General features: G+C 36.5%; 16 protein-coding genes, 1 tRNA gene and 1 pseudogene. 7 read left to right on the top strand and 11 right to left on the bottom strand.

Annotation, left to right across the window (positions count from 1 at the left end; genetic code table 11):
* Positions 1-60 precede the first annotated feature (60 nt).
* On the bottom strand, positions 61-855 hold the full coding sequence (locus BMW39_RS16195; RefSeq protein ID WP_034978525.1) for a sulfite exporter TauE/SafE family protein: 795 nt from the start codon (positions 853-855) through the stop codon (positions 61-63).
* 71 nt (positions 856-926) lie between these two features.
* Entirely contained in the window at positions 927-1559 is a 633-nt protein-coding gene (locus BMW39_RS16200; RefSeq protein ID WP_034978522.1) for a Crp/Fnr family transcriptional regulator, read from the bottom strand.
* Positions 1560-1992: 433 nt separating this feature from the next.
* On the opposite strand from BMW39_RS16200, the gene BMW39_RS16205 reads away from it, so the two are divergent.
* Both BMW39_RS16205 and BMW39_RS19550 read left to right on the top strand, forming a co-directional pair.
* Positions 1993-2211, top strand: coding sequence for a hypothetical protein (locus tag BMW39_RS16205; RefSeq protein ID WP_034978520.1), 219 nt, complete (start codon positions 1993-1995; stop codon positions 2209-2211).
* Positions 2212-2262: 51 nt separating this feature from the next.
* Positions 2263-3210, top strand: a pseudogene (locus BMW39_RS19550) (recombinase family protein); the annotation flags it as partial.
* 580 nt (positions 3211-3790) lie between these two features.
* On the opposite strand, the gene BMW39_RS16215 reads toward BMW39_RS19550, so the two are convergent.
* From BMW39_RS16215 to BMW39_RS16230, 4 genes are all read right to left on the bottom strand, one after another.
* A tRNA-Arg gene (locus BMW39_RS16215) sits at positions 3791-3864 on the bottom strand.
* A gap of 67 nt (positions 3865-3931) precedes the next feature.
* Entirely contained in the window at positions 3932-5725 is a 1794-nt protein-coding gene (locus BMW39_RS16220) for a TonB-dependent receptor (protein WP_034978517.1), read from the bottom strand.
* Positions 5726-5861: 136 nt separating this feature from the next.
* Complete coding sequence (locus BMW39_RS16225; RefSeq protein ID WP_034978672.1) at positions 5862-8834, bottom strand: tetratricopeptide repeat protein; 2973 nt, start codon at positions 8832-8834, stop codon at positions 5862-5864.
* Positions 8835-9005: 171 nt separating this feature from the next.
* The gene (locus BMW39_RS16230; RefSeq protein ID WP_034978514.1) at positions 9006-11000 is read right to left on the bottom strand and encodes a T9SS type A sorting domain-containing protein; all 1995 of its coding nucleotides are present in this window, start codon (positions 10998-11000) and stop codon (positions 9006-9008) included.
* A 207-nt stretch (positions 11001-11207) separates the two neighbouring features.
* Here BMW39_RS16230 and BMW39_RS16235 point away from each other — a divergent pair, with 207 nt between their 5' ends.
* Genes BMW39_RS16235 through BMW39_RS16245 form a run of 3 tightly spaced genes read left to right on the top strand, consistent with a single transcriptional unit; the run spans position 11208 to position 15155 of the window.
* The gene (locus tag BMW39_RS16235) at positions 11208-12884 is read left to right on the top strand and encodes an amino acid permease (RefSeq protein WP_034978670.1); all 1677 of its coding nucleotides are present in this window, start codon (positions 11208-11210) and stop codon (positions 12882-12884) included.
* A gap of 11 nt (positions 12885-12895) precedes the next feature.
* Entirely contained in the window at positions 12896-14764 is a 1869-nt protein-coding gene (locus tag BMW39_RS16240; protein ID WP_034978511.1) for a PAS domain-containing sensor histidine kinase, read from the top strand.
* Between the two features lie 31 nt (positions 14765-14795).
* Positions 14796-15155 carry a response regulator transcription factor gene (locus BMW39_RS16245; RefSeq protein WP_034978508.1) on the top strand — a complete coding sequence of 120 codons (360 nt, stop codon included), beginning with the start codon at positions 14796-14798 and terminating at the stop codon, positions 15153-15155.
* 66 nt (positions 15156-15221) lie between these two features.
* Here the strand turns inward: BMW39_RS16245 and BMW39_RS16250 are convergent, their stop codons facing one another.
* Positions 15222-16055 carry an aldo/keto reductase gene (locus BMW39_RS16250; protein ID WP_034978667.1) on the bottom strand — a complete coding sequence of 278 codons (834 nt, stop codon included), beginning with the start codon at positions 16053-16055 and terminating at the stop codon, positions 15222-15224.
* Positions 16056-16182: 127 nt separating this feature from the next.
* Here BMW39_RS16250 and BMW39_RS16255 point away from each other — a divergent pair, with 127 nt between their 5' ends.
* On the top strand, positions 16183-16908 hold the full coding sequence (locus tag BMW39_RS16255; RefSeq protein WP_034978505.1) for a shikimate dehydrogenase family protein: 726 nt from the start codon (positions 16183-16185) through the stop codon (positions 16906-16908).
* A 1-nt stretch (position 16909) separates the two neighbouring features.
* Here BMW39_RS16255 and BMW39_RS16260 read toward each other — a convergent pair whose 3' ends face one another.
* The 3 genes from BMW39_RS16260 to dacB form a co-directional block, all read right to left on the bottom strand.
* On the bottom strand, positions 16910-17560 hold the full coding sequence (locus tag BMW39_RS16260) for a hypothetical protein (RefSeq protein WP_034978502.1): 651 nt from the start codon (positions 17558-17560) through the stop codon (positions 16910-16912).
* The gene (locus BMW39_RS16265; RefSeq protein ID WP_034978500.1) at positions 17557-18042 is read right to left on the bottom strand and encodes a DNA-deoxyinosine glycosylase; all 486 of its coding nucleotides are present in this window, start codon (positions 18040-18042) and stop codon (positions 17557-17559) included. The genes BMW39_RS16260 and BMW39_RS16265 overlap by 4 nt, the downstream gene beginning before the upstream one ends.
* Before the next feature lie 61 nt (positions 18043-18103).
* Positions 18104-19477, bottom strand: coding sequence for a D-alanyl-D-alanine carboxypeptidase/D-alanyl-D-alanine endopeptidase (gene dacB / locus BMW39_RS16270; protein WP_034978497.1), 1374 nt, complete (start codon positions 19475-19477; stop codon positions 18104-18106).
* A 152-nt stretch (positions 19478-19629) separates the two neighbouring features.
* Between dacB and trhA the strand changes: the two genes are divergently transcribed.
* Positions 19630-20265, top strand: coding sequence for a PAQR family membrane homeostasis protein TrhA (gene trhA, locus BMW39_RS16275; RefSeq protein ID WP_034978665.1), 636 nt, complete (start codon positions 19630-19632; stop codon positions 20263-20265).
* Between the two features lie 71 nt (positions 20266-20336).
* On the opposite strand, the gene BMW39_RS16280 is transcribed toward trhA, so the two are convergent.
* On the bottom strand, positions 20337-21188 hold the full coding sequence (locus BMW39_RS16280) for a T9SS-dependent choice-of-anchor J family protein (RefSeq protein ID WP_051880043.1): 852 nt from the start codon (positions 21186-21188) through the stop codon (positions 20337-20339).
* Between the last annotated feature and the right edge of the window lie 193 nt (positions 21189-21381).

The raw sequence follows: 21381 nt of genomic DNA on the forward strand, positions 1-21381 counted from the left end.
TTGATATAAATTTCCGGGTTTGAATTTTGTTGTACAGCTACTTTTGTTACACAAGAATTTTTAAAGGAAAAGTTCTTTGATGATGATGTAAATCCCCACTACCAAAATGAACCATCCGAAAGCAGGCTTTAGTTTTTTACCGTCAATCTTCTTTGATAATTGGGTACCGATGAGAATTCCTCCAATCGCAATGGCAGAGATGGTTCCCAATAAATTCCATTGAATTTTCATTGCATTGAATGTTGAAAAAAATCCGATCAGAGAATTAAAAGAAATGATCACTAAAGAAGTTCCTATCGCAACTTTCATAGGTATTTTCAGAAGGTTGACCAGTGCCGGAATGATCATGAATCCGCCGCCTGCGCCAACTAAACCGGTGAAAACTCCGACTATTGAACCTTCTCCTGCGGCCAAAAGCGTTTTGTGGTTTTCTGAATGATTGATTTCAGTTGTAATTTCAACTTGTTTTTGAATCATTTTATAAGAGGCAATGATCATTAGGCCTGCAAAAATCAACAGCAGAAATAGATTCTTGGTGACTATGAGGTTTCCAAGACTGAAAATATCATCAGGAATCAATGGCAAAAGGTATTTACGGGTCAGAAAAATAGAAACGATGGAGGGAAGACCAAAGACAAAAGCCGTTTTAAAATTGACCAATCCTTTTTTGAAATAAGAAGCCGAGCCAACCATACTGCTTACACCGACAATGAAAAGCGAATATTCTGTTGCCAGAAAAGCATCTACACCAAAGAGATAAACAAGGACAGGTAAGGTAAGAATACTTCCACCACCACCTATTAACCCTAAAGAAACTCCTATAAAAACCGATGCGATATAACCGTAAATTTCCATTCTTTAACTTTATAAGGCAAAAATGGAAATATCTCTGAAGCTGCACCGCTACTTTTGTTACAAAAGGGAATTTAAATAGAATCTGAAAGGATAATTTTGTTTCTTCCTAACATCAATTTTCCGGAATCCTCCAGCTGTTTCAGAAGTCTTGACACCACTACTCTAGCCGTTCCTAGCTCATTGGCAAGCTGTTCGTGGGTAATGATAATGGTTTTAGATCGGGAAATTTCATATTTTTTATGGAGCAGATTGAGTAGTCTTTCATCTACTTTTTTGAAGGCGATCGCATTGATAATATCGAGCAATTCTTCAAAACGTTTGTGATAAAGCCTGAAAATATAATCCAGCCATTCAGGATATTCTTTGATGAATAGTGTGACCTTATCTATTGGTAAAAAAAGGATTTCGGAATCCTCTTCCACTTCGGCTTTTACAATGCTTTTCTCATTGTGCATACCTCCCAAAAACGACATAATGCAGCTTTCACCAGCTTTGATATAATAGAGTAAAATCTCTCTGCCGTCTTCTTCCGTCCTGATGACTTTTAACAATCCTTTCATCACAATCGGAATCGAACGTATAGAAGCATTTTCATCCAGAATGATATCGCCTTCGTGATAGGTTTTCAGTATACCATTCTGGTAAAGTTTATCCTTTAAATCAGGAGAAGAACTGAATTCAGAGGAAAAAAGAAGACTGTCCATTATTAAAAATTTATAACAAATTTAAAGATATTTGAGGAAATTGAACTGACCATTGATCATTCAAATTTTTTAATTGAATGATGTTGATGACCTATATCTCCCACTTCAGAGATGGAAGATTTTATAGATGACGATGAAAGAAAAGTTTTAAACATAAAGTTTAGTTCTTCCTCAAATGTACTCTTAATAAAATGGCTTATGTTACATAAAAAAATGATTTAGTTTTAAAAAAATGTACATAGTTAACTATTATTTTTCACTAAAATAACCGACAGAATTTTTGCTTTTATGAACATTGGTGCAGCAATTGATTCAAAATAAAAAGACATTAAAAGACAAATAATACGAACATACGTCGAACTTACTTCCCTCATAATTGCCAATCATAATTTAATTTAAATCAACGACAAGAAATTAAATATGATGAGTGCTTATGAAAAAGATTTCTTCACAAAAAAGCGATCGGAAAAATGAATCGCAGGATAGAATTATAGACTTTTCGCAGAATACTTTAAAAAAAGTTTCTTTCGAAAGATCTAAAAAGATTCTCACGGAATCTGGGTTAAATCCAACAGATGACGAAGTCAGGAGTATAATGGATTTTGCACATCAGTTGGCAGATCTTATAATTAAAAACTATATTTTAAAATAAATTTTACTACATTAGCCTGATAGCCACAATGTTAACATCAAACCTACCACTATGCTAATAGCAGATTTATATATTAGAGTTTCTACAGATGAACAAGCTGACAAAGGTTATTCACAGAGGGATCAGCATGAAAGATTAGAAAGATATTGTAATCAAAACCAGATCACGATCGGTCAGGTGATCTTTGAAGACCACTCTGCAAAAAACTTTAATAGACCGGAGTGGACAAAATATATCAATCATATTAAAAAAAGAAGTCTAAAATCCAATTTAGTTCTATTTACAAAGTGGGATCGCTTTAGCAGAAACGCTGGTGACGCTTATCAGATGATTAAATTGCTGCTAGGTAACAACATTTCCCCTCAAGCAATTGAGCAGCCTCTTGATATGTCTATTCCTGAAAATAAGATGATGCTGGCAATCTATTTGGCAGCTCCGGAAGTTGAAAATGATCGCAGAGCCTTGAATACTTTTTATGGAATGAGAAGAGCTCAGAAAGAAGGCAGGCTCATGGGAACAGCATCGTATGGTTATGTTAATAAGTGCACCGAAGATGGTAGAAAATATGTTGGTCTTAAAGAGCCGGAAGCTTCAAATATGCTCTGGGCATTTAATGAGATTGCTAAAGGCAAATACGCCATCAATCAAATAAGGCTGAAGATGAATGCTATGGAGGGTGCAAACATTAGCAGTACATCATTCTACCGGGCAATCAAAAATCCTATGTACTGTGGTAAAATATTTATTAAAGCTTATAAAGACGAAGAAGCCTGTCTTGTTGAGGCTACCCATGAAAGTTTGATTTCGGAATCACTGTTTAATAAAGTACAGAAAGTAATAAGTGGAAAAACTTGGGAAGAAAGACCACAAGGAAAAATAATTGCTCATAATCATTTTCCATTAAGAGGTTTTTTAAAATGTCCAAAATGCGGAGGTCATATTAGCGGTAGCGGATCGAAAGGTAAAAAGAATGTCTACTATTATTATCACTGCAAATCCAGATGTGGATACAGATATGGCTCTGAAATGGTTAATGACGCATTTATAAAAGAGTTAAAAAAATATGAGTGTCATATTGGATTTAGTCAACTTATTAAGGAAATACTTTTAATCAATTTTAAAAATATTCATCAAGGTCTTGACGTGAAGAGAAAAGAAATCTCTTCAAAAATTATCAACTTAAACAATCGTCTAAATAGTGCCAGAGAAAAATATTTAGAAGACAAATTGGATTTTGAAGATTATCAATTGATAAAAAATGAAAGTAAAAAGAAAATTGATGCATTAGAAATGGAACTACAGAATCAAAAGCTGACTGGTAAAAATACCGATATTAGAACAAAACTTGATCAAGTGCTAAAAGTATTACCGAATCTCTCGCAACTCTATACTACAGGGGATTCTGAGACTAAAAAAACGGTAATGTGTTCGATTTTTGCCGAAAAACTCGAATTTTACGAAACAACTTTTCGAACACCCCAGATCAATTCTGCTCTATCTTCTATCTTGCTTATTAACAATCAATTACAAAGGAAAAAAAAAGGAAAAATCACTCCTAAAAGTGATTTTTCCCGCCAAGTGACCTCGAAGGGATTCGAACCCCCAACCCTCGGAGCCGAAATCCGATATTCTATCCAGTTGAACTACGAAGCCGTTTTTTATAAATGATAATCGACAAGTGATGAATGATTATTTATCTATTATCATCTATCAATTATTTTTAGAACGTAATCTTCACACCTCCTACAACCTGTGCTCCCAAAACTTTGTAGCCCAAGTAATTCTGATATTTGGCGCCTAGAAGATTATTTCCGAGTGCGAAAATACTGAAATTTTTGTGAAGTTTGTACTCTGCAGACAAATTTAAATCTGCGTAGCCGCCAACTTTCTCATTTATATTCTCTTGCTGCGAAAATGCAGGAAAAGTCGTCCCAATAGAATACGAGTTTGCAGTCCTGTCCGTTACAAAATATCCTTTGAAACCTAAAGCTAATTTCTTTTCGAGCATTGTGTATTTTGCGCCGAGATTGAATTGTACCAAAGGCTTGTAATAAACTTCTTCCAGGTTGTCCAACTTATATTTCATAAAATGCAAACCTGCATCAACAGTCAGATTTTCCATTGGAAATGCCTGCAAATCACCTTTGATTTCCATCAATGTCCCGTTATCATAAACCGAACGGAATGTATTGGCAAAATCGTATCCATCTCTACCGAGATTCAGATCTACACCCAGTGGATTCGGATTGGGCAAATACAATAATGGGTTGCTGACAAAAAACTGCGCGTTATTCACTTTGCTGAATCCTGCGTTCACATCGTATTTGAACATTTGGTTGATGTCACCTTTCAAACCGAAATAGAAATGGTATTTATTTTCAGTTGGTGTCAAAAGCAAGTCGGAGATCAAAAATGGATTGTCCTCCAACAGATTTCCATAAGTATTCAGCTTCAAACCGCCATCGATTCCTCCATAGAACTTGAATTCATCTGCGGCCGCAACCAAAACTTCCGCTCTTGGGAACCAATAGAATTTGCTTCCTTTATTTTCTCCCGTAAAATCGGATAATTTTGAATTAAGAAAACTAAAATCCGACCCGATCAACAAATAAGATTCGCCTTTGTAGAAAGTGACTTTTGGAGACAGAGTGAAATTCAGTTGGTTGGAATTATTTTGATTCAGCAATTCGAATTTTGAATTAACGGTTACCAAATCGATTCCCAGATCTGCGTTTGCCGTGATGTCATTGCTAATTTCAAAATCGTGTTTTGACAAATTCAGTTCAACATCAGCATAACTTTCTTTCGCATTGAAATGATCACTAAGGAAATACGATCTCACTTTTACATTATTCAAAATCTCATTGGAATAATGGTCGTACGAAGCATTCACACTGAACTTATTGACTTTTTGCTGTAGATCCAGATCAGAATTTGTTGGCGAAAACGCGTAAATTCCGTAATAATTGTAATTATTAAAACCATAATTCGCGTCCAGATTGTACTTGCCTTTTTCCGCGTAGATGTTCGCATAAGCGCCAATTTTTGCCTGACTGCTTTTGGAATCCCAATCGTAATCTTTCTTCAGTCCAGTCGTTGACAAATAATGAACGTCCGCTCCTACTTCCACATTGTCCTGAACTTTTCCAGAAATATTCGCATCTGCCAGGAACTTTCCATAATTCCCGTAACCCAATCTGAAATAGTTGGACTGAAAATCATTGTTGAATTTTGGAGAGATATCTTCGCTTTGGATCTCGGTCGTTTTGAAGTCAGAAACCGGCGGAACATTCACAATATCGTATTTCAGATTGAGAGAGTCTTCCTTCTTTTTGTTTTCCGGCGGATAATTTTTTTCCTGGATCACAGACGTTTTTTTCTTCTCGATCTTCTTAACTTCAGGTTCACGTTTTCTGTTCAGGATCAGTTGCTCTTCTTTGATCTGAGCTCCGATTTCCGAAATTCCGAAAGTTCCTAAAAATGCCAGAACGGCGATATATTTCAGTTTGTTCATTTATTTTTCTATTTTTTAAAATTTCATCAAAATTATTTCCCCAACCCTAAAGGGAGTAATTTTGATGAAATTTTTAAAGCAATTCTCCCTTTAGGGTCGGGGTAAAAATTGATTTAAAAATTTGTAACCTTTATCTTTACTTCTTGATCTGCGCTTTCACTTCCTTCGCTTCCGCCACAACTTCCGGGAAATCACCGTAATTATTGATGATCTCGTCCAAAGTGTAACTCGCTTGGTAATTGTCCTTCAAAGCCAAATAATTCTTTGCCATAATGACCAAAGCTTTTGCGCCCCAATATTCTTCCGAAGCGTAATTATTTGCCAATTTGAAAATCGTTTCGTTGGATGATTTGAAGGCTTTTCCTTTGTTTTGATAGAAGGCTTTTGCATAAAGAGCTTCCGCCGCAACTTCTGTATTAGAGGATTTTTCTAGAGCTGTGTAAGCTGTTTGCGCCTCTTTATCTTTCGATTGTTGCATCAGACTTCTTGCTTTGATGACTTTCGCCTGTTCCAATGTGGCTGCAGAATTTTTAGAATTCGAAATCACGGCATTGGCGAATTTCTCCGCTTCGGCAAAGTTCTTTTCGTCCGCGTAGATTTTCATTAATTCAATCGAAGCAAAGTTTTTGATATTGACATTCGGGGAGTTGGCAACTTGTTCCAGATATTTTTTCGCATCCACAATTTTGTCTTGCGAAATATAGATTTGAGCCAATCGAACTTGCGCATCTTGCTGATAATCATTCTGGAAATCGGCAACATTTTGCAACGGCAACATCGCTTTGTCAATTTGTTTTAACTGATAATAACTTTCGCCCAATTCATATTGAGATTTGAAGAGATTATCACCACTCGGACTTTGCTCCAGATATTTCTCGTAGTAAGAAACGGCTTTCGCATAATCTTTCTTAGCAAAACTTTCCTGCGCCAGATTGAAATTAATCTCATTGATCTCTGAAGTGTCAACTTTCACATTCAAAGTTTTAGCAAATTGTTCGTAACCGGCAACGTCGCCTTTTTTCACGAAGGCAGGTTTGGAAGCCAAAACGATTTTCTCTGCAAACGCTGTATTTTTATATTGATTGGCCAAAAGCTGGAACTCAGCAATCGCTTTGTCCGTTTGGTCTTGGTCGATGTAATTCTGAGCCCGGTAGATCTGGGAATTTGCAACTAAGTCTTTGTCCGGACTTGATTTGATAACTTTATCAAAGTATGAATTTGAATTATTGAAATCATCATTCTGCGCATAGGCCGTTCCGATTTCGTAGTTCGCATCATCCACATATTCTGAATTTGGATACTTTGAGATCAAGGTTTTCAGCTCCGTAATTTTCGCAACCGTATCACCTTTAAAACCGAGAGCTAAAGATTTTTGATATAATGTGTAATCGCTCGCGTTTTCGGTTTTGTTATAAATCTCTAAAGCTTCATTCAACTGATTGTTAGCATAAAAAGTATCCGCCAAACGCAATTCTGCATCCGCCTTGAATTCTTGTTTCGGGAATCTCAAATATTCCTTAAAATATTCCTGCGCCGACGCAAAATCCTTAGCCTTGAAATAAGCATAACCTAAATCGTAATCCAATTGCTCACGCTCTGGGAAACCCTCTGCTGTTTCGTTCTCGAGTTTTGTGTAAGTCGCGATCGCTGATTTGTAATCTCCTTTTTGATAGTAAGTCTGACCCAACCAATATTGCGCTTTCTTGTAAAATTCTTTGTTTAAATTAGATTGAAGACTTTGTTTGAAATATTTTTCAGCCACATCAAAATTCCCTTTGTTGAATTCCTCAGAACCCAAAAGATAGGAAACCTCCTGCTCTATTTTCTTGGTCTCGTTCGTTTTCTGGTCGAGCTTTCCGAGTGCTTCTAAAGTCGCTTTGTAATCTCCGGAATACAGATAAGATTTAACCAGAAGCGATCTCATTTCCTGAATCTTGGTACTCTTCGGATATTTATCAATGTATCTCTGAATGACTTTCGATGAATTCTCAAACGGATTTCCCAGTTCGTAACTCAATTTCGCGTATTGTTCCAAAGCCAATTGCTGAACTTTCGGGTCATAATTCATTTGTGAAGAATTACGATACGCCGACAAAGCTTCCTGCTTTTTCCCCGTTTCCAAATACGCATTTCCCAATTGGTAGTAAGCGTTCTGCGCCAACGGAGAATTGCTGTTGATCAATTGGTTGTAATAGCCAACCGCTTCATCATTTTTCTTCAGTTGAGCGGACACAAATCCCATCTCATAAAGGTCAGATTCTGAAGGCGTTTGTTCCTTATCCAAAAATAATTTCAGATGCGGATAAGCCGATTGGTAATCGCCTTTCATAAAATAACTTTCACCAACTATCTTATGGATTTCCGTATCGTAACTTGTTGATTTTCCATTATTAAGAAGCTCATTCCCTTCCGAAATTGCAAGGTCATAATTCTTCTGATTGTAGTACATCTGAACATAATAAGGCTTCACGAGATGCGCATATTCCTCATTATTTTTAATCTGGTCAAAATAGATAAAGGCATTATCATTCTGTTTGTCAGCGTAATACAAATGTCCGAGCATATAAGAAATTGCAGGTTTGCTGGTCTCGTCCGCCGATTTGAAAGATTCTTCCAAAGCCTCGATTGCACCAGCAGAATCGCCGGTCATAAACTTGGCGTAACCCAACTTCATAATATGTTGCGTGTTTTCCTCCTTGCTCAATTGGTATTGATTGACCTTCTGCAAAGTTTCCAACGCTTTCTCAAAATCTTTTTTCGCCAGATAATAATCCGCCAAAGGTCCATTGGCCTGTGCAAAGTATGCCGAATTTGGATATTCTTTCATAAAAGCGTTCAAGCCCTCTTCCGCATATTGTTGCTGCAGGATCACGCCGATCACATTGCTGAAAAATGCCGAAGCTTCCTTTCTGGAATTGCTGAGATTCTTGTTGTAGAAATATTGTTTGGAATATTCGTATTGCGAAGCGTTGTAGATCTTGGTCTGGTAGAGATTATCTGCCAAACCGAAATGATAATCTTCGTTCTTTGTAAAATATTGAGATTGTTGCGCCTCGGAAATCCCATAAAGGGATAACATCGAAGCGATTATTATTTTTTTTGAATTCATATAGATTTTCAAAATTAATGTCATTCTGAGTTTGTCGAAGAACGGCTTCAACAAAGTTTATTCCTTTTCAACGAAAATAGCGAAAAGATATTATTTAAAGGGCATTAATTGGGAATATATTATAAAAAAAGCTGCTCAAAAGAACAGCTTTGTTGATTCTCAAGATCAAAGTTAATGGATGATGATTTTCATGGAAATATCATTGAGTGTCAAAATATAAACACCTTTCGAAAATCTGGATTTTGGAATAGTGATTTTATCTGTTTTGCCGAATATATCATTAAAAACGAGCTTACCACTTACATCGAACATTTTGACAATTTGTTCATTTTTAAGATTGTTAGTCTCAATGATTATCTGTTGTTCGGTTTGATAAACTACTGGTTTTATCGATTTTAAATCTTCTACTGTCAAAGCGATGTTTTCGGATGATTTTTGCAAATATGTACCACTTTCAGTTTCTACTGCAACTTTGAAAGGTTTGTCTTTAAAATAATTGATTTCCTGTTGAGATAGTGTGTAAGTGATCGTACTATTGTCCACAACAGCATGCGTTCCACTTGGTAGTGCTAGAACATTGGAATTTATATTATAGAAAAAAATCCTAACCACTTTTGACAGATCATCAGCTTTGATTGTTAATTGGCCATTGCTGTAGGTCACGTTTTGAAGAATGTAAGATTTGGCGGTACTTAGATTTAATTTTGACAAGTAAGTTTTGTCAGAAAATGTGGTTGACAAAAAAATATGGTTCTTGGCAAACATAAGGGAGTTATTGAGTACACTGGACGGACTTGCTCCATTTCTTCCCAAAGAATATGTATTCTCAGCTGTTCCGTCTGAGCAAATAATCTCTTTGCCTCTATAAAGTGAACCATAAAAATATAATTTGTCTCCTTCCACAAAAACCTTGAATTCTTTGAGTGAATTAGAATTGGCAAAATCCATATCGATCACTTTGAAAGCCTGCAAAGTTCCAGTTGTTGTCCCATCGGATTTCCACACCTGATAATTGGAATTATCACCTTTGGCCAAAAAGAATAATTGGGATTTGAAAGGGACGATGTTACTCATAAAATTAACAAATGAGGCAGTCGTCGTGTTACTAAGTTTTTTCACAAGGACCGTTCCTGCTTCTGTTCCATTGGTTTTCCAAAGACCTGCCGTATTTCCAATCTCGTCGTTGAATCTAAAATATAACTCACCATTAAAATTAGTAAAAGAGACCGCTTCCTGATGAACCGGCTGATTGTTCTTGGCAAATCTCTTGACCTCAGTGGTACCTTCGACAGTTCCATTGGTTTTCCAGAGAACATTTACATTGCCAACGCCTGTAACATTGCCACTCACCCAGAAATAAAGATAGCCATTCAGAACGCCCACATTCTCGACGTAGTTGGTGACTGTGTTATTCTTATAGATTGTTGGTTTGAATAATGAATTAGGTGAGCTTGGATATGCACTCTGGTAGAAGGTTTTCATATTCACTAGATTCACCATGGTTTTTTCTGTCTCGTTGAAACGGTAGATGTTGTAGTTATTGTTACTATAAAACATCTTAATGCCATTCGCCGAGCCTACGAAAATAAGGTCGACATTAGAAATAGAATTGCTGGCAGAATAAAGTAAGTCAAAAGATAGGTCAGACTTATTGATTTTAAAAAGTTGCTCAGATCTTCCAATCAGAAGCGGATTTCCATCAGTTGTTTTTAAGGGATGACTGAGACCTCCATACTCCGTGATACCAAGTGCAACCTGCGTATTGGTTGTGTACGTCAAAGTATTGCCATCGGTTTTGAAAACCTTCTTGTCAAAACCCGAAGAATTACCACAGTTATTATAAGTATTAACAATTCCATAGAAATTAGCTCCGTCGGAAAAAACGCCATCTGGCTGAGCCGAACTTGTGAAAGGAGCAAAGAAATTGTAATTGCTCATAGTGGTGCATGGATCAGTAAGCTGTTTCGTCTCTCCTGTCAAATAATTGGAGCTGAAAACCTGAGTGCTACTTTTGGAGTCTTTTGCATCATAAATAAGGTTTCCATTATCAAGCATTTGCAAAGAAGATAAATTTGAATAATTATTGTGGACAACAACTGTTTGCACTTGTCCAAAATGAAAAGTAGAAAGAAATGATAATCCGAAAAGAATAATTTTAGTTTTCATAGTTCCGAGTTTTTATTTAAACAAATTTCTCCAATAGAAACAGATTTGGCAATACACCAAAAGGAGTATTTTTTTAGTAATATTATTTCTAATAATGCCATTGCTGCCTAACTATTCCTTCTAAATATTGATTTTCGTTTAACAATTTTTTAACGAAATCATCATTTTTCATTACATTTGTTTCTTTCATAAAAATCTCAAGCTTTGATAAACTCACTTTTCAGAAGAAAATCTACTAATGCGATTCTAAACCAAGGCGGCGATGGCGAACATTCTGCACTCAATAAAGTTCTTACTGTTAAGGATTTGACATTCTTCGGGATTGCGGCGATTATTGGTGGCGGAACATTTAGTGCCATTGGTAATGCGTGTTTTTCCGGTGGTCCTGGCGTTGTCATTTTGTATATCATTTGCGCCATTGCTTGTGGATTTACCGCAATGTGCTATGCAGAATTTGCATCGCGCGTTCCCGTTTCTGGAAGTGCTTACACTTATGCTTACGTTTCTTTCGGGGAAATTTTTGCGTGGATCATCGGTTGGGCATTGATCATGGAATATTCCATCGGAAATATTTATATCGCCTTTTCCTGGAGTGGTTATTTTACCAATTTGCTCGAAACTTTTCACATTCATCTTCCCGAATGGTTGACCATTAATTATCTGTCTGCCAAAGAAGCTTTTACAATGAACAAAGGCACTGAAGGTCTTGCTGCCTGGAAAAATGCACCAGTGATTGGAAATGTGAGAATCATCTTCGATCTACCTGCCGTTATCATCAATGTTTTGATCACGTACTTGGTTTATAGAGGCGCAAAAGAATCCAGAAACTTCAGCAACGCAATGGTTTACATCAAATTAGCAATCATTGCATTGGTAATAGTTGTGGGAGCTTTTTATGTTGATATTGAAAATTGGACACCATTTATGCCGAATGGTTTTGGTGGCGTGATGGGAGGCGTTTCTGCTGTTTTCTTTGCCTATATTGGTTTTGATGCCGTATCAACTTTGGCTGAAGAAAGCAAAAATCCACAACGCGATCTGCCAAAAGGGATGATTTATTCTTTGGTCATTTGCACCATTGTCTACATCATTTTGGCTTTGGTTTTAACTGGAATGGTTTCTTACCAATTACTCGGAGTAAGTGATCCCCTGGCTGAGATTTTCGCTTTGAAAGGTGTAAAATGGATGCTTTTCATTGTTTCGATTGCGGCTGTAGTGGCGATGACCAGTGTAATGCTAGTTTTCCAATTAGGGCAACCTAGAATTTGGATGACAATGGCAAGAGATGGATTGATGCCTAAAAAATTCGCAGAGATCCATCCGAAATTCAAAACGCCTGGGTTTGCAACCATTGTTACTGGACTTGTCGTTGGACTGCCGATATTTTTTACAAATGAAAATTTGGTTTTGGATTTCACGAGTATTGGGACTTTATTCGCTTTTGTCTTGGTCTGCGGCGGTGTTCTGATGCTATCGCCACAGAGTGAAGCCGAATTGGCAGAACGCGCGACAAAAGGAAAATTCAGAATTCCTTATATCAATTCAAAATTCATATTTCCTGCTTTAATCATCGTTTCTGCAGGGTTAATCCAATATTTATTTCCTACATTTTTCTCGGATACATTTAGATTTTCCGAGGAGCACTTTGCAACCAATATTTCGATGGTCGTGTTTTTCATCCTTTGCATTGTGATGTCCGTGCTTGCCTTCGTCAAAAATCTGTCTTTGATTCCATTGCTAGGACTGGTTTCTTGCTGCTATCTTCTTACCGGAATGGCCGTTTCCAACTGGAAGTGGTTTGGCATTTGGCTTGTTATCGGATTGGTGTTTTATTTCCTTTATGGTTATAAAAACAGCAAGCTTAACAAACTTAAAAACAATTAGTTTTTGAATCGATGAAAAACTTTTTAAAGAGTAATATTTCCCAAGATTCTCTTGTTCTTTTATTAACGCAGGCTCCCATTGCTTTATCAATGCTGATGGGAGACGATTTCGTAATCCAGGTAGCCAATCCTCAAATTTTGGAACTCTGGGGAAAACAGCCAGAGATCATTGGTAAAAGATTGATAGATGCTTTGCCAGAGATCAAGGACCAACCGTTTATCGATATTTTAACAGACGTCAAAAAAACGGGGACACCGTACAAAGGCTATAAACATCTCGCCTATATTGTACGAAATGGAGAAACCACGGAATGCTATTTCGACTTTATTTATGCACCGATTTATAATGATGATGAATCGGAGATCATCGGTGTAAGCGTGGTCGCAACAGAAACTACCGATCAAGTTCTGGCGGAAAGAAAAGTTGCTGAAACTGAATACAAATTTTCCAATCTCATCAAAGAATCAGATTTCGCTATCGCTATTTACAAAGGCGAAGACTTCATCATCGATATGGCGAATGACAAGATGCTTAAAACCTGGGGAAAAGACAAATCAATCATTGGAAAAAGAATAGAACAGGGAATTCCAGAATTGGTGGGACAATCTTTTCTAGGACTTTTAAAGAAGGTGTATGAATCTGGAGAGACCTACGCCGCGAATGAAGACCGCGCTGATCTCGTGGTGGATGGGAAATTACAGACTTTCTATTACAATTTTTCTTATCAACCACTCAAAAATCACAATGGAGAAGTTTACGCCATTGCCAATGTTGCCGTAGATGTCACAGATGTTGTCTTGACGAAAAGAAAATTACAGGAAAACGAAGACAAATACAGGAATCTTGCAGACAGCCTCCCAATCATCATCTGGACGGCTGACAAAGATGGAAATATAGATTATTACAACAGAAAATGGTACGATTATACTGGTTTTACCGGTATCGATACCCGAGAAAATGCAACTCAGAAAATCCTTCATCCTGATGATATTCCAAAGGCTACAGAACTTTGGAAGATCAGTAAAGAAAACAAAAGAGGTTATGAGATCGAGTACCAGTTCAAGGACAGAACCAAGGAAAATGGGTACCGATGGTTCCTTGGCAGAGCGATTCCAATCAAAGATCAGGATGGCGAAGTCGTGCAATGGATTGGAACTTGCACTGATATCGACGAGTTCAAACAATTTCAGCAGCAGAAAGACAATTTTCTCGGCATTGCCAGCCACGAGCTAAAAACGCCGCTGACAAGCCTTAAACTCTACTCTCAATTTCTGGAAAAAAATCTCAGAAAAAGAGAAGACGATAACAATGCCGTGGTCGCTTTGAAAATGGATGAGCAGATCAACAAACTCAATAATCTCATCAACGACCTTTTGGATGTCACGAAAATCCAAAATGGAAAGATCCTTCTAAACAATTCTGATTTCGATTTTGAGGAACTTGTGACCGAAGTTGTGGAAGAGCAACAGATGAGTACCAGACACAAGATCGAGGTAGAATCTGACAACTCTGTTGGAACCGTTTACAGTGACAGGCACCGCATTTCTCAGGTCATCAGCAATCTGATCAGTAACGCTGTAAAATATTCTCCTGACTCTGATAAAATACTTATAACAAGCAAATTAACAAACAACAATACCATTCTTTTTTCCGTTAAGGATTTTGGAATCGGTATTCCAGAAAATAAAAAAGATAGAGTTTTCGAACAATATTACAGGGTCAGCGGAAGCAAGGAGCACACCTTTCCGGGACTCGGACTTGGACTTTATATCTCATCTGAGATCATCAAGAGAACTGGTGGCAGGATTTTTGTAAATTCAGTTGAAGGGAAAGGGTCTGATTTTTGTTTTGAGATTCCGAAAATGAACAAACCTAACTAAATTATTACAAAACTAAGAAAATGTCAAAAAAATATATGTTGTAGATGATAGCCCAGCCATTTTGGATTCAGTAAAATTGATGCTAAATATGGAAGGTTATGAAGTGGACAATTACGAAAGAGGTTCGGAAATGTTCAATGCACTTTCAACTTCTTCGAAACCCGATGTTATCCTAATGGACATGTGGCTTTCTGGCGAAGATGGCCGTGACATCTGCAAAATGATAAAAGCACACCAGGATTTTAAGAACATTCCTGTGGTCATTATGTCTGCAAGCCGAGGATTGGGCGACACAGCAATAGAAAGTGGTGCAATAGATTTCATCCCAAAACCTTTTGACCTGGGTGAAATTGTAGAAAAAATTAGATATTATTCAGAAAAAGCTGGATAATTTAAAGACAAAAAAAAGCAGTCTGATATTACTATCGAACTGCTTTACTTTATTGTATTATTGACTTTAAAAATCAACAGTTTCTGGATTCAAACCAGAGAAACCTGTTTCTTCCAAGGTTTTCAGTGCTTTCATATCGGTCTCTGAAATTTTGAATCTTTCGAAATGCAAATTATTTTTGATATTTTCGGGATTTTCAGATTTCGGCAAAACGACCGTGCCACATTGCAAACAAAACTGAATACATAGAATGGCTGGTGAAACGCCATAATTATCTGCAATAGCTTTCAAATCCTCATCTTTCAATAGTCTTCCGGAACCAATTGGACTCCAGGCTTCTATCACGATTCCCTTTTCTTTGGAGTAGTTCACCGTTTCTTCTTGCGTATATCCTGGATGAAACTCAATTTGATTGACTGCAGGAATCACTTCCGCTGTTTCCAACAAAGCTTTTAATTGTGGCAGCATAAAGTTGCTCACACCAATTGTTTTCACAACACCAGACTTGTTCAATTCTTCCATCGCTTTCCAGGTTTCCGCATTGATCTCTTTCCAATTTTCAAATTGTTTCGCATTAGCAGGCCAATGGATCAAAAGGAGATCGAGATAATCTGTCTTAAGTTTTCTAAGCGATTGTTCTACAGAGTGTTTCACACCAGCTGCTGTTCTATTGCTGTTCCATATCTTGGTCGTTAGGTACAAATTTTTCCTATCAATCCCAGATTGTTCTATCGCCTCTCCTATTTCCGCTTCATTTCCGTAGATGTCCGCCGTATCAATATGTGTGTAGCCTGCTTCCAATGCGGTCTTTACAGTTTTTTGAACGCTTTCTGTAGTTTGCCAGGTACCAAAACCAATTTCTGGGATGTCGGTCCCATTATTTAGAATGACTTGTTTCATCTTTAAAATATTTTTGAATTTAAAAGCCAAAATTACGCCATCGAAATCGGTTCTTAAAATAATTCAACTGATGGAAGAATCAAAAAATAATGATGAAAATTCTAATGATATTTTATAAATTTGACCTATGGAAAAACAGGAATTCGGTTTACTAGGCAAGAATATTTCGTACTCATTTTCAAAAAAATACTTCGAAGAGAAATTCAAAAAACTATTTTTGAAAGACTACAGTTATAACTTTTTTGATATTCCCGAGATAGAAAACCTAAAATCTGTCACAGAAAATCCAAATCTTGTTGGGATGAATGTCACGATCCCTTACAAACAGGCCATTATTCCGTTCCTTGATGAATTAAGTGACGAAGCTTCACAGATTGGCGCCGTGAATTGCGTAAGCTTTCAAAATGGAAAAAAAATCGGATATAACACCGACGCTTTCGGATTTGAGAAAACGCTTCTCATCAATAAAAAAGAACACCACAAAAAAGCCTTGATCCTTGGAGATGGCGGCGCTGCAAAGGCCGTGAGATACATTTTGGATAAGCACCACATCCAACACGTCACAGTTTCCAGAAAGTCGGAGATCAATTTTGAAAACCTTTCTGAAGATCTGGTAAGAGATTCGTTGGTCATTGTACAAACCACTCCAGTCGGCACTTTCCCGAATATTGAAGACGCAGTTCCTTTTCCATTTGATGCGATCACGGATAAACATTACGTCATCGATTTGATCTACAATCCGTCAGAAACAGCTTTCTTGCGAAGATCTGCCGAAAAAGGCGCAACCACTTTAAATGGTTTTTATATGCTGGAGCAACAAGCTGAAAAAGCGTGGGAAGTATGGAACAAATAGATTAGGTAGAAGGGATTTTGATTGAAATAATCACTGTTTTGAATTCTTTCAATAAAATCCTATAATTCCCTTTTCCATATTTTATTTCTGATCTGTGAACCATAAAATTTTCTTGATTAGATAAATTTAAATCATCTCTTTCAAAAAATGATAGAAAAGCACTTCGATAGGCGGAAAAAAGTGGAAAATCACTTTTTGAAATTTCAAGATAATGTGTGCAGATCTCTCTTTTCATTTTTTTATCCTTATAGAATTTGAGTTCTAAACTTTTGTCATCGATTTTAATAAAACGATGATATTCCTTGTCTTTCCAAGTATACTTCTTACTGAAAATATTTTCTAATTTGCTTTCTCCAAAGTAAGTGAAATCAAAATTGGATGGTGTCCTTTCGTTCTTATCAACATTAAAAAAATAAGATTTTCCATCGGAATGTGAAACCAAATCTCCAAAATACCTACCATCAACCATCGTTACAACCATCTGATATTCTGAATCTTGCGAACTAACAAATATCATTTTATCTTCTTGTCCTTTCTCTGTAACTTTTTGATAATGTAGTAGATGATCAAAAGTAAAGATTTTATCAGATGGATTTTGACCAAAAATGAATGTGGAAATTATGATCAAAACTAATGGTAGATTTTTTTTCATAGACAGGTTTTAATTTGTTCCCAAGATAGAAATTTCTCCTCAAAACTCACCGTATGAAGTGGACTTGTAGAAGGTAAAACCACAATTGGAATTTTGAAGTTTTTACCTAGAATTTTCAGCAGATTTTTATAAGATTTTTGTCCGTTGCAAAATATCGTTTTGATGTTGGGATGATTTTCAATCAATTGCGGAATGTCATTATCAATCTCTGCTTTGATCTCAGTGTCGCTACTACCCTTTCTTTCACAGCTTTCTATCACATCCCAAAGTCCGATATGATTTGCTTTGATGAGATTGATCCTTGTCTCATAATCGTTGGAAAACTCCGCGTCAAAAAGATGAAACATAATTCTCCAAAACTGATTCTGCGGAAAGGCATAGTATTGATTCATTTCCAAAGACTTGGCACCAGGCATCGATCCAAGAATTAATATTCTGGAATTTTCATCTACGATTGGTGGGAAAGAATTTATTCTGTTCATTATTTTAATTGTATTCGAGAGCCTCAGACTGAAAAATCACAGTGTTTTCCAGATTATACTTTTATTTCAAATTATCCAATACCTTAAACAACGCATTGCTAATACTTCCACCCTGATAATTATTAAGGATGATGGAAAATACATATTTCTTTCCAGTTTTAGAAGTCTGATAACCGGCGAAAGATTTGCTGTCTTTGATGGTGCCACTTTTCATTTTTATGCCATTTTGCGTCGGAAATCCTTCATAGAAAACATCGAAATAATTTTGTTTTTTCGCATACAACAAAGCTTGCACCTGCGCTTTCGCCGAGACATAATTTTGAGGTGAAAGTCCACTTCCGTCAGCAAAATTGATCATATTCGCATTGATCCCTTTTGATTTCCAAAAGTCTTTCAAAAAGTCAATTCCCGTTTCAAAAGTAGGATTGTTGCGTTTCTCTTTTGCCATTGTTTTGATGAGCGTTTCTCCATAGAGATTGACACTTTTTCTTAGAAACCAATAGACTATTTTATCCAGCGTTGGCGATCTGTGTTCAAAAATTAGATTTGAAGTCGGAGCTTTTGCAACAGATTTTCCTTCTAATTTTTCATTATAATAAGTAGACACTTTTCCGGAAACCAAGATCCCATTTTCTTCAAGCGTTTTCTTGATTTCAATAGCTAACTGCATTGGAGGATTGGGTGTTGCACCAGAAACAGTTGTAACTTTTCCTGCGGGCAACATGCCGTTGACCATCGCAGTTTCAGAATGTGGCGCAGTGAAAATGAGACTTTGGTCGGAGCTTCCTCCAGTTTTCAATTCATTGACCCAATTCACATTTTCCAGATCATAAGAATAGTTCTTGATTTGATTGCCATTGATGTTGATATCAAACTGATTCTCTCTCCAATTCACGCCAAAAGTTCCAGCGCCGTAATAATTCCCCAAATCGTTCCAAGGCCAACCGCCAGGTGTACTTTGGAAATCAAAATAAGAATCATCAATAATTAGATTACCAGAGATTTTTTTGATGCCCGATTTCTTGACCGCTTCTAATAATTTTTGTTTAAAGTTTTCTGGTTTGTAGGATTCGTAGCGCCAACTTCCCAAGGTCGGATCGCCATTTGAAGTGATGTAGAAATCGCCATCCAAATTTCCGTTCGATATTTTGCCTGAATAAGAAGCTGTAGTCTTGAATTGATAATCTTTCCCTAAAGTTTCCAAAGCTGCCACAGAAGTAAAGATCTTCTGCGTACTTGCTGTCGAAAGACCTTTATTGCCATTGAATTCATAAACCGGATTTCCATTCTCATCTGAAACGTAGAACGAAAGATTGGCTGCCAAAGCGTTTGGCGCCGACATCATCTCTTTCACCGATTTATCAAGGTCAGCAGAAACCGATTGTGAGAAAAAAGTTTGCGAAACAAGCAATGGAATTAAAAGGAAAGTCTTCATTCGGATTTTTTATCAAAACTAATGATTTTTGAGCTCAGAGTCAAGACACAAATTGTAAGTTCTTTATGCCAACGACAATTAAATTCTTGTTAAAACTGCAAACATCTTTCATCAAAAAAACTTTAATAATTAACTTTGATAAAAATCAAATTATGCCGAAGAAAAACCGAAAACAAGAAGAATTCTACAATGTCATCACCCACGGTTTAGGTGTGGTTTTGTCCGTTGTTGCTTTGATTTTGATGATTTACTATTCGGTCATCAGCGAGAATACGATTGCGATTGCGTCATCATTGATCTTTGGAATCAGTTTGATACTGCTCTATTCTGCGTCAACAATTTACCACGCTGTTTACAGATTGAAATGGAAAAAGATCTGCCAAAGAATAGATCATCTCAGCATCTATGTTCTGATTGCCGGAACTTATACGCCAGTAGCATTATTGGGATTGAAAGGTGTTTGGGGATGGAGTATGTTTGGTTTGATTTGGGGAATGGCTTTGATCGGATTTATCTTCAAATTCTCGCCGCTCAGAAACAACGAGAAGATCTCGCTTTCGCTTTACGCTTTGATGGGTTGGGCGTCGATTATCGCTATCAAACCGATGATTGAGAATCTCTCTACTGGCGCATTATCATTGATCATTCTTGGCGGATTGTGCTACACTTTTGGGATTTATTTTTATGCTAAAGATAGAAAACCATTCTACCATCCGATCTGGCATCTTTTCGTTTTAGGTGGTAGCATTCTTCATTTTTGTGCCATTTTCTTTTTTATTCTGCCATAAATTTATTTTTTTACGCACTAAAAAAGCCTTCCAAATCAATGAAAGGCTTTCAAAATTATATTTTAGAAATATTATTTTTTAATGAATTTGTGAGATGTAGAACCTGCTTCAGTATTTATTTTCAATACATAAGTTCCATTCTGCAATCCTTTAACATCAATTTTAGAATCAACAATTGCTGGTGATGCAACCAACTTACCGGAAAGATCATAAACTTGTGCTGAATTCACCTTTTGAGAGAAAGTTAGGAAATCTGTCGTTGGGTTTGGATAGATAGAAACTGATTTTTTGTTGACATCTGAAACCGATAATGTATTAGTTGTCTTAACAGAAACATCATCCAAAACTAATACAAATTCATCATAGGTATTTCTGTGATGAAAAGAAATGTAAATATTTTGCCCAATATAAGCATCCAACGAAATAGTATGATTTGCTGTTCCTTGTTCAGGTAGTGTTTCAGTATAAATAGGAGTTGCTGCTATTATTGCCGATTGCGAATTTACTGTTGTTACTATAACATCGTATGTCTCAGCAAAATAATCAGGGTCTGTTCCGGAGCCTATCAAATAATTTAAGCTAACACCCGTTGCTTCTGCTGGGATAGAAATAAGGGGTAATACAATTATGTTATCAGCATTTACCGGAATATTGTTACCAACTCCGGTGATGTAAGATGCTGAAATTAAAAAATTACCGCTATAGTAATCTCCCATTGGTTGTGTCCAATCAGCTGCCTTTGACAATCCCCAATTGTATGTATCTGAATTTACATCATAAGAAGTAAATCCAGTTGGAATCGTAGTACCTTTCCCTACATTTGCAGGAGCGGTGTAAGAGTCAAAATTGTCTTCAAACAAAGTTGTTTGTGCATTTGCAAACCCAAATGCTAAAGTTGAAACAAGAAGTAATTTTTTAATCATAACTAAAAATTTTAATTGGTTAACTACTCAAAAATAGTTATAATTTTTGAAAATACTTTAATACAATTTAAATTTTAACATTATTAATTTAGCATTTAGACGAGACCCATTATTAATCATCAAAATTATTACATGTTAATTTATAAAATAATAAGATTTTAAGGAATAATCACATATACTAAGTTTTATTTTT

The organism is Epilithonimonas lactis (assembly GCF_900110605.1).
Lineage (GTDB): Bacteria > Bacteroidota > Bacteroidia > Flavobacteriales > Weeksellaceae > Epilithonimonas > Epilithonimonas lactis.

Coding starts and splice junctions, on each gene's coding strand:
- BMW39_RS16195 (WP_034978525.1), bottom strand. CDS start 855: ATGGAAATTTACGGTTATATCGCATCGGTTTTTATAGGAGTTTCTTTA.
- BMW39_RS16200 (WP_034978522.1), bottom strand. CDS start 1,559: ATGGACAGTCTTCTTTTTTCCTCTGAATTCAGTTCTTCTCCTGATTTA.
- BMW39_RS16205 (WP_034978520.1), top strand. CDS start 1,993: ATGAAAAAGATTTCTTCACAAAAAAGCGATCGGAAAAATGAATCGCAG.
- BMW39_RS16220 (WP_034978517.1), bottom strand. CDS start 5,725: ATGAACAAACTGAAATATATCGCCGTTCTGGCATTTTTAGGAACTTTC.
- BMW39_RS16225 (WP_034978672.1), bottom strand. CDS start 8,834: ATGAATTCAAAAAAAATAATAATCGCTTCGATGTTATCCCTTTATGGG.
- BMW39_RS16230 (WP_034978514.1), bottom strand. CDS start 11,000: ATGAAAACTAAAATTATTCTTTTCGGATTATCATTTCTTTCTACTTTT.
- BMW39_RS16240 (WP_034978511.1), top strand. CDS start 12,896: ATGAAAAACTTTTTAAAGAGTAATATTTCCCAAGATTCTCTTGTTCTT.
- BMW39_RS16250 (WP_034978667.1), bottom strand. CDS start 16,055: ATGAAACAAGTCATTCTAAATAATGGGACCGACATCCCAGAAATTGGT.
- BMW39_RS16255 (WP_034978505.1), top strand. CDS start 16,183: ATGGAAAAACAGGAATTCGGTTTACTAGGCAAGAATATTTCGTACTCA.
- BMW39_RS16260 (WP_034978502.1), bottom strand. CDS start 17,560: ATGAAAAAAAATCTACCATTAGTTTTGATCATAATTTCCACATTCATT.
- BMW39_RS16265 (WP_034978500.1), bottom strand. CDS start 18,042: ATGAACAGAATAAATTCTTTCCCACCAATCGTAGATGAAAATTCCAGA.
- dacB (WP_034978497.1), bottom strand. CDS start 19,477: ATGAAGACTTTCCTTTTAATTCCATTGCTTGTTTCGCAAACTTTTTTC.
- trhA (WP_034978665.1), top strand. CDS start 19,630: ATGCCGAAGAAAAACCGAAAACAAGAAGAATTCTACAATGTCATCACC.
- BMW39_RS16280 (WP_051880043.1), bottom strand. CDS start 21,188: ATGATTAAAAAATTACTTCTTGTTTCAACTTTAGCATTTGGGTTTGCA.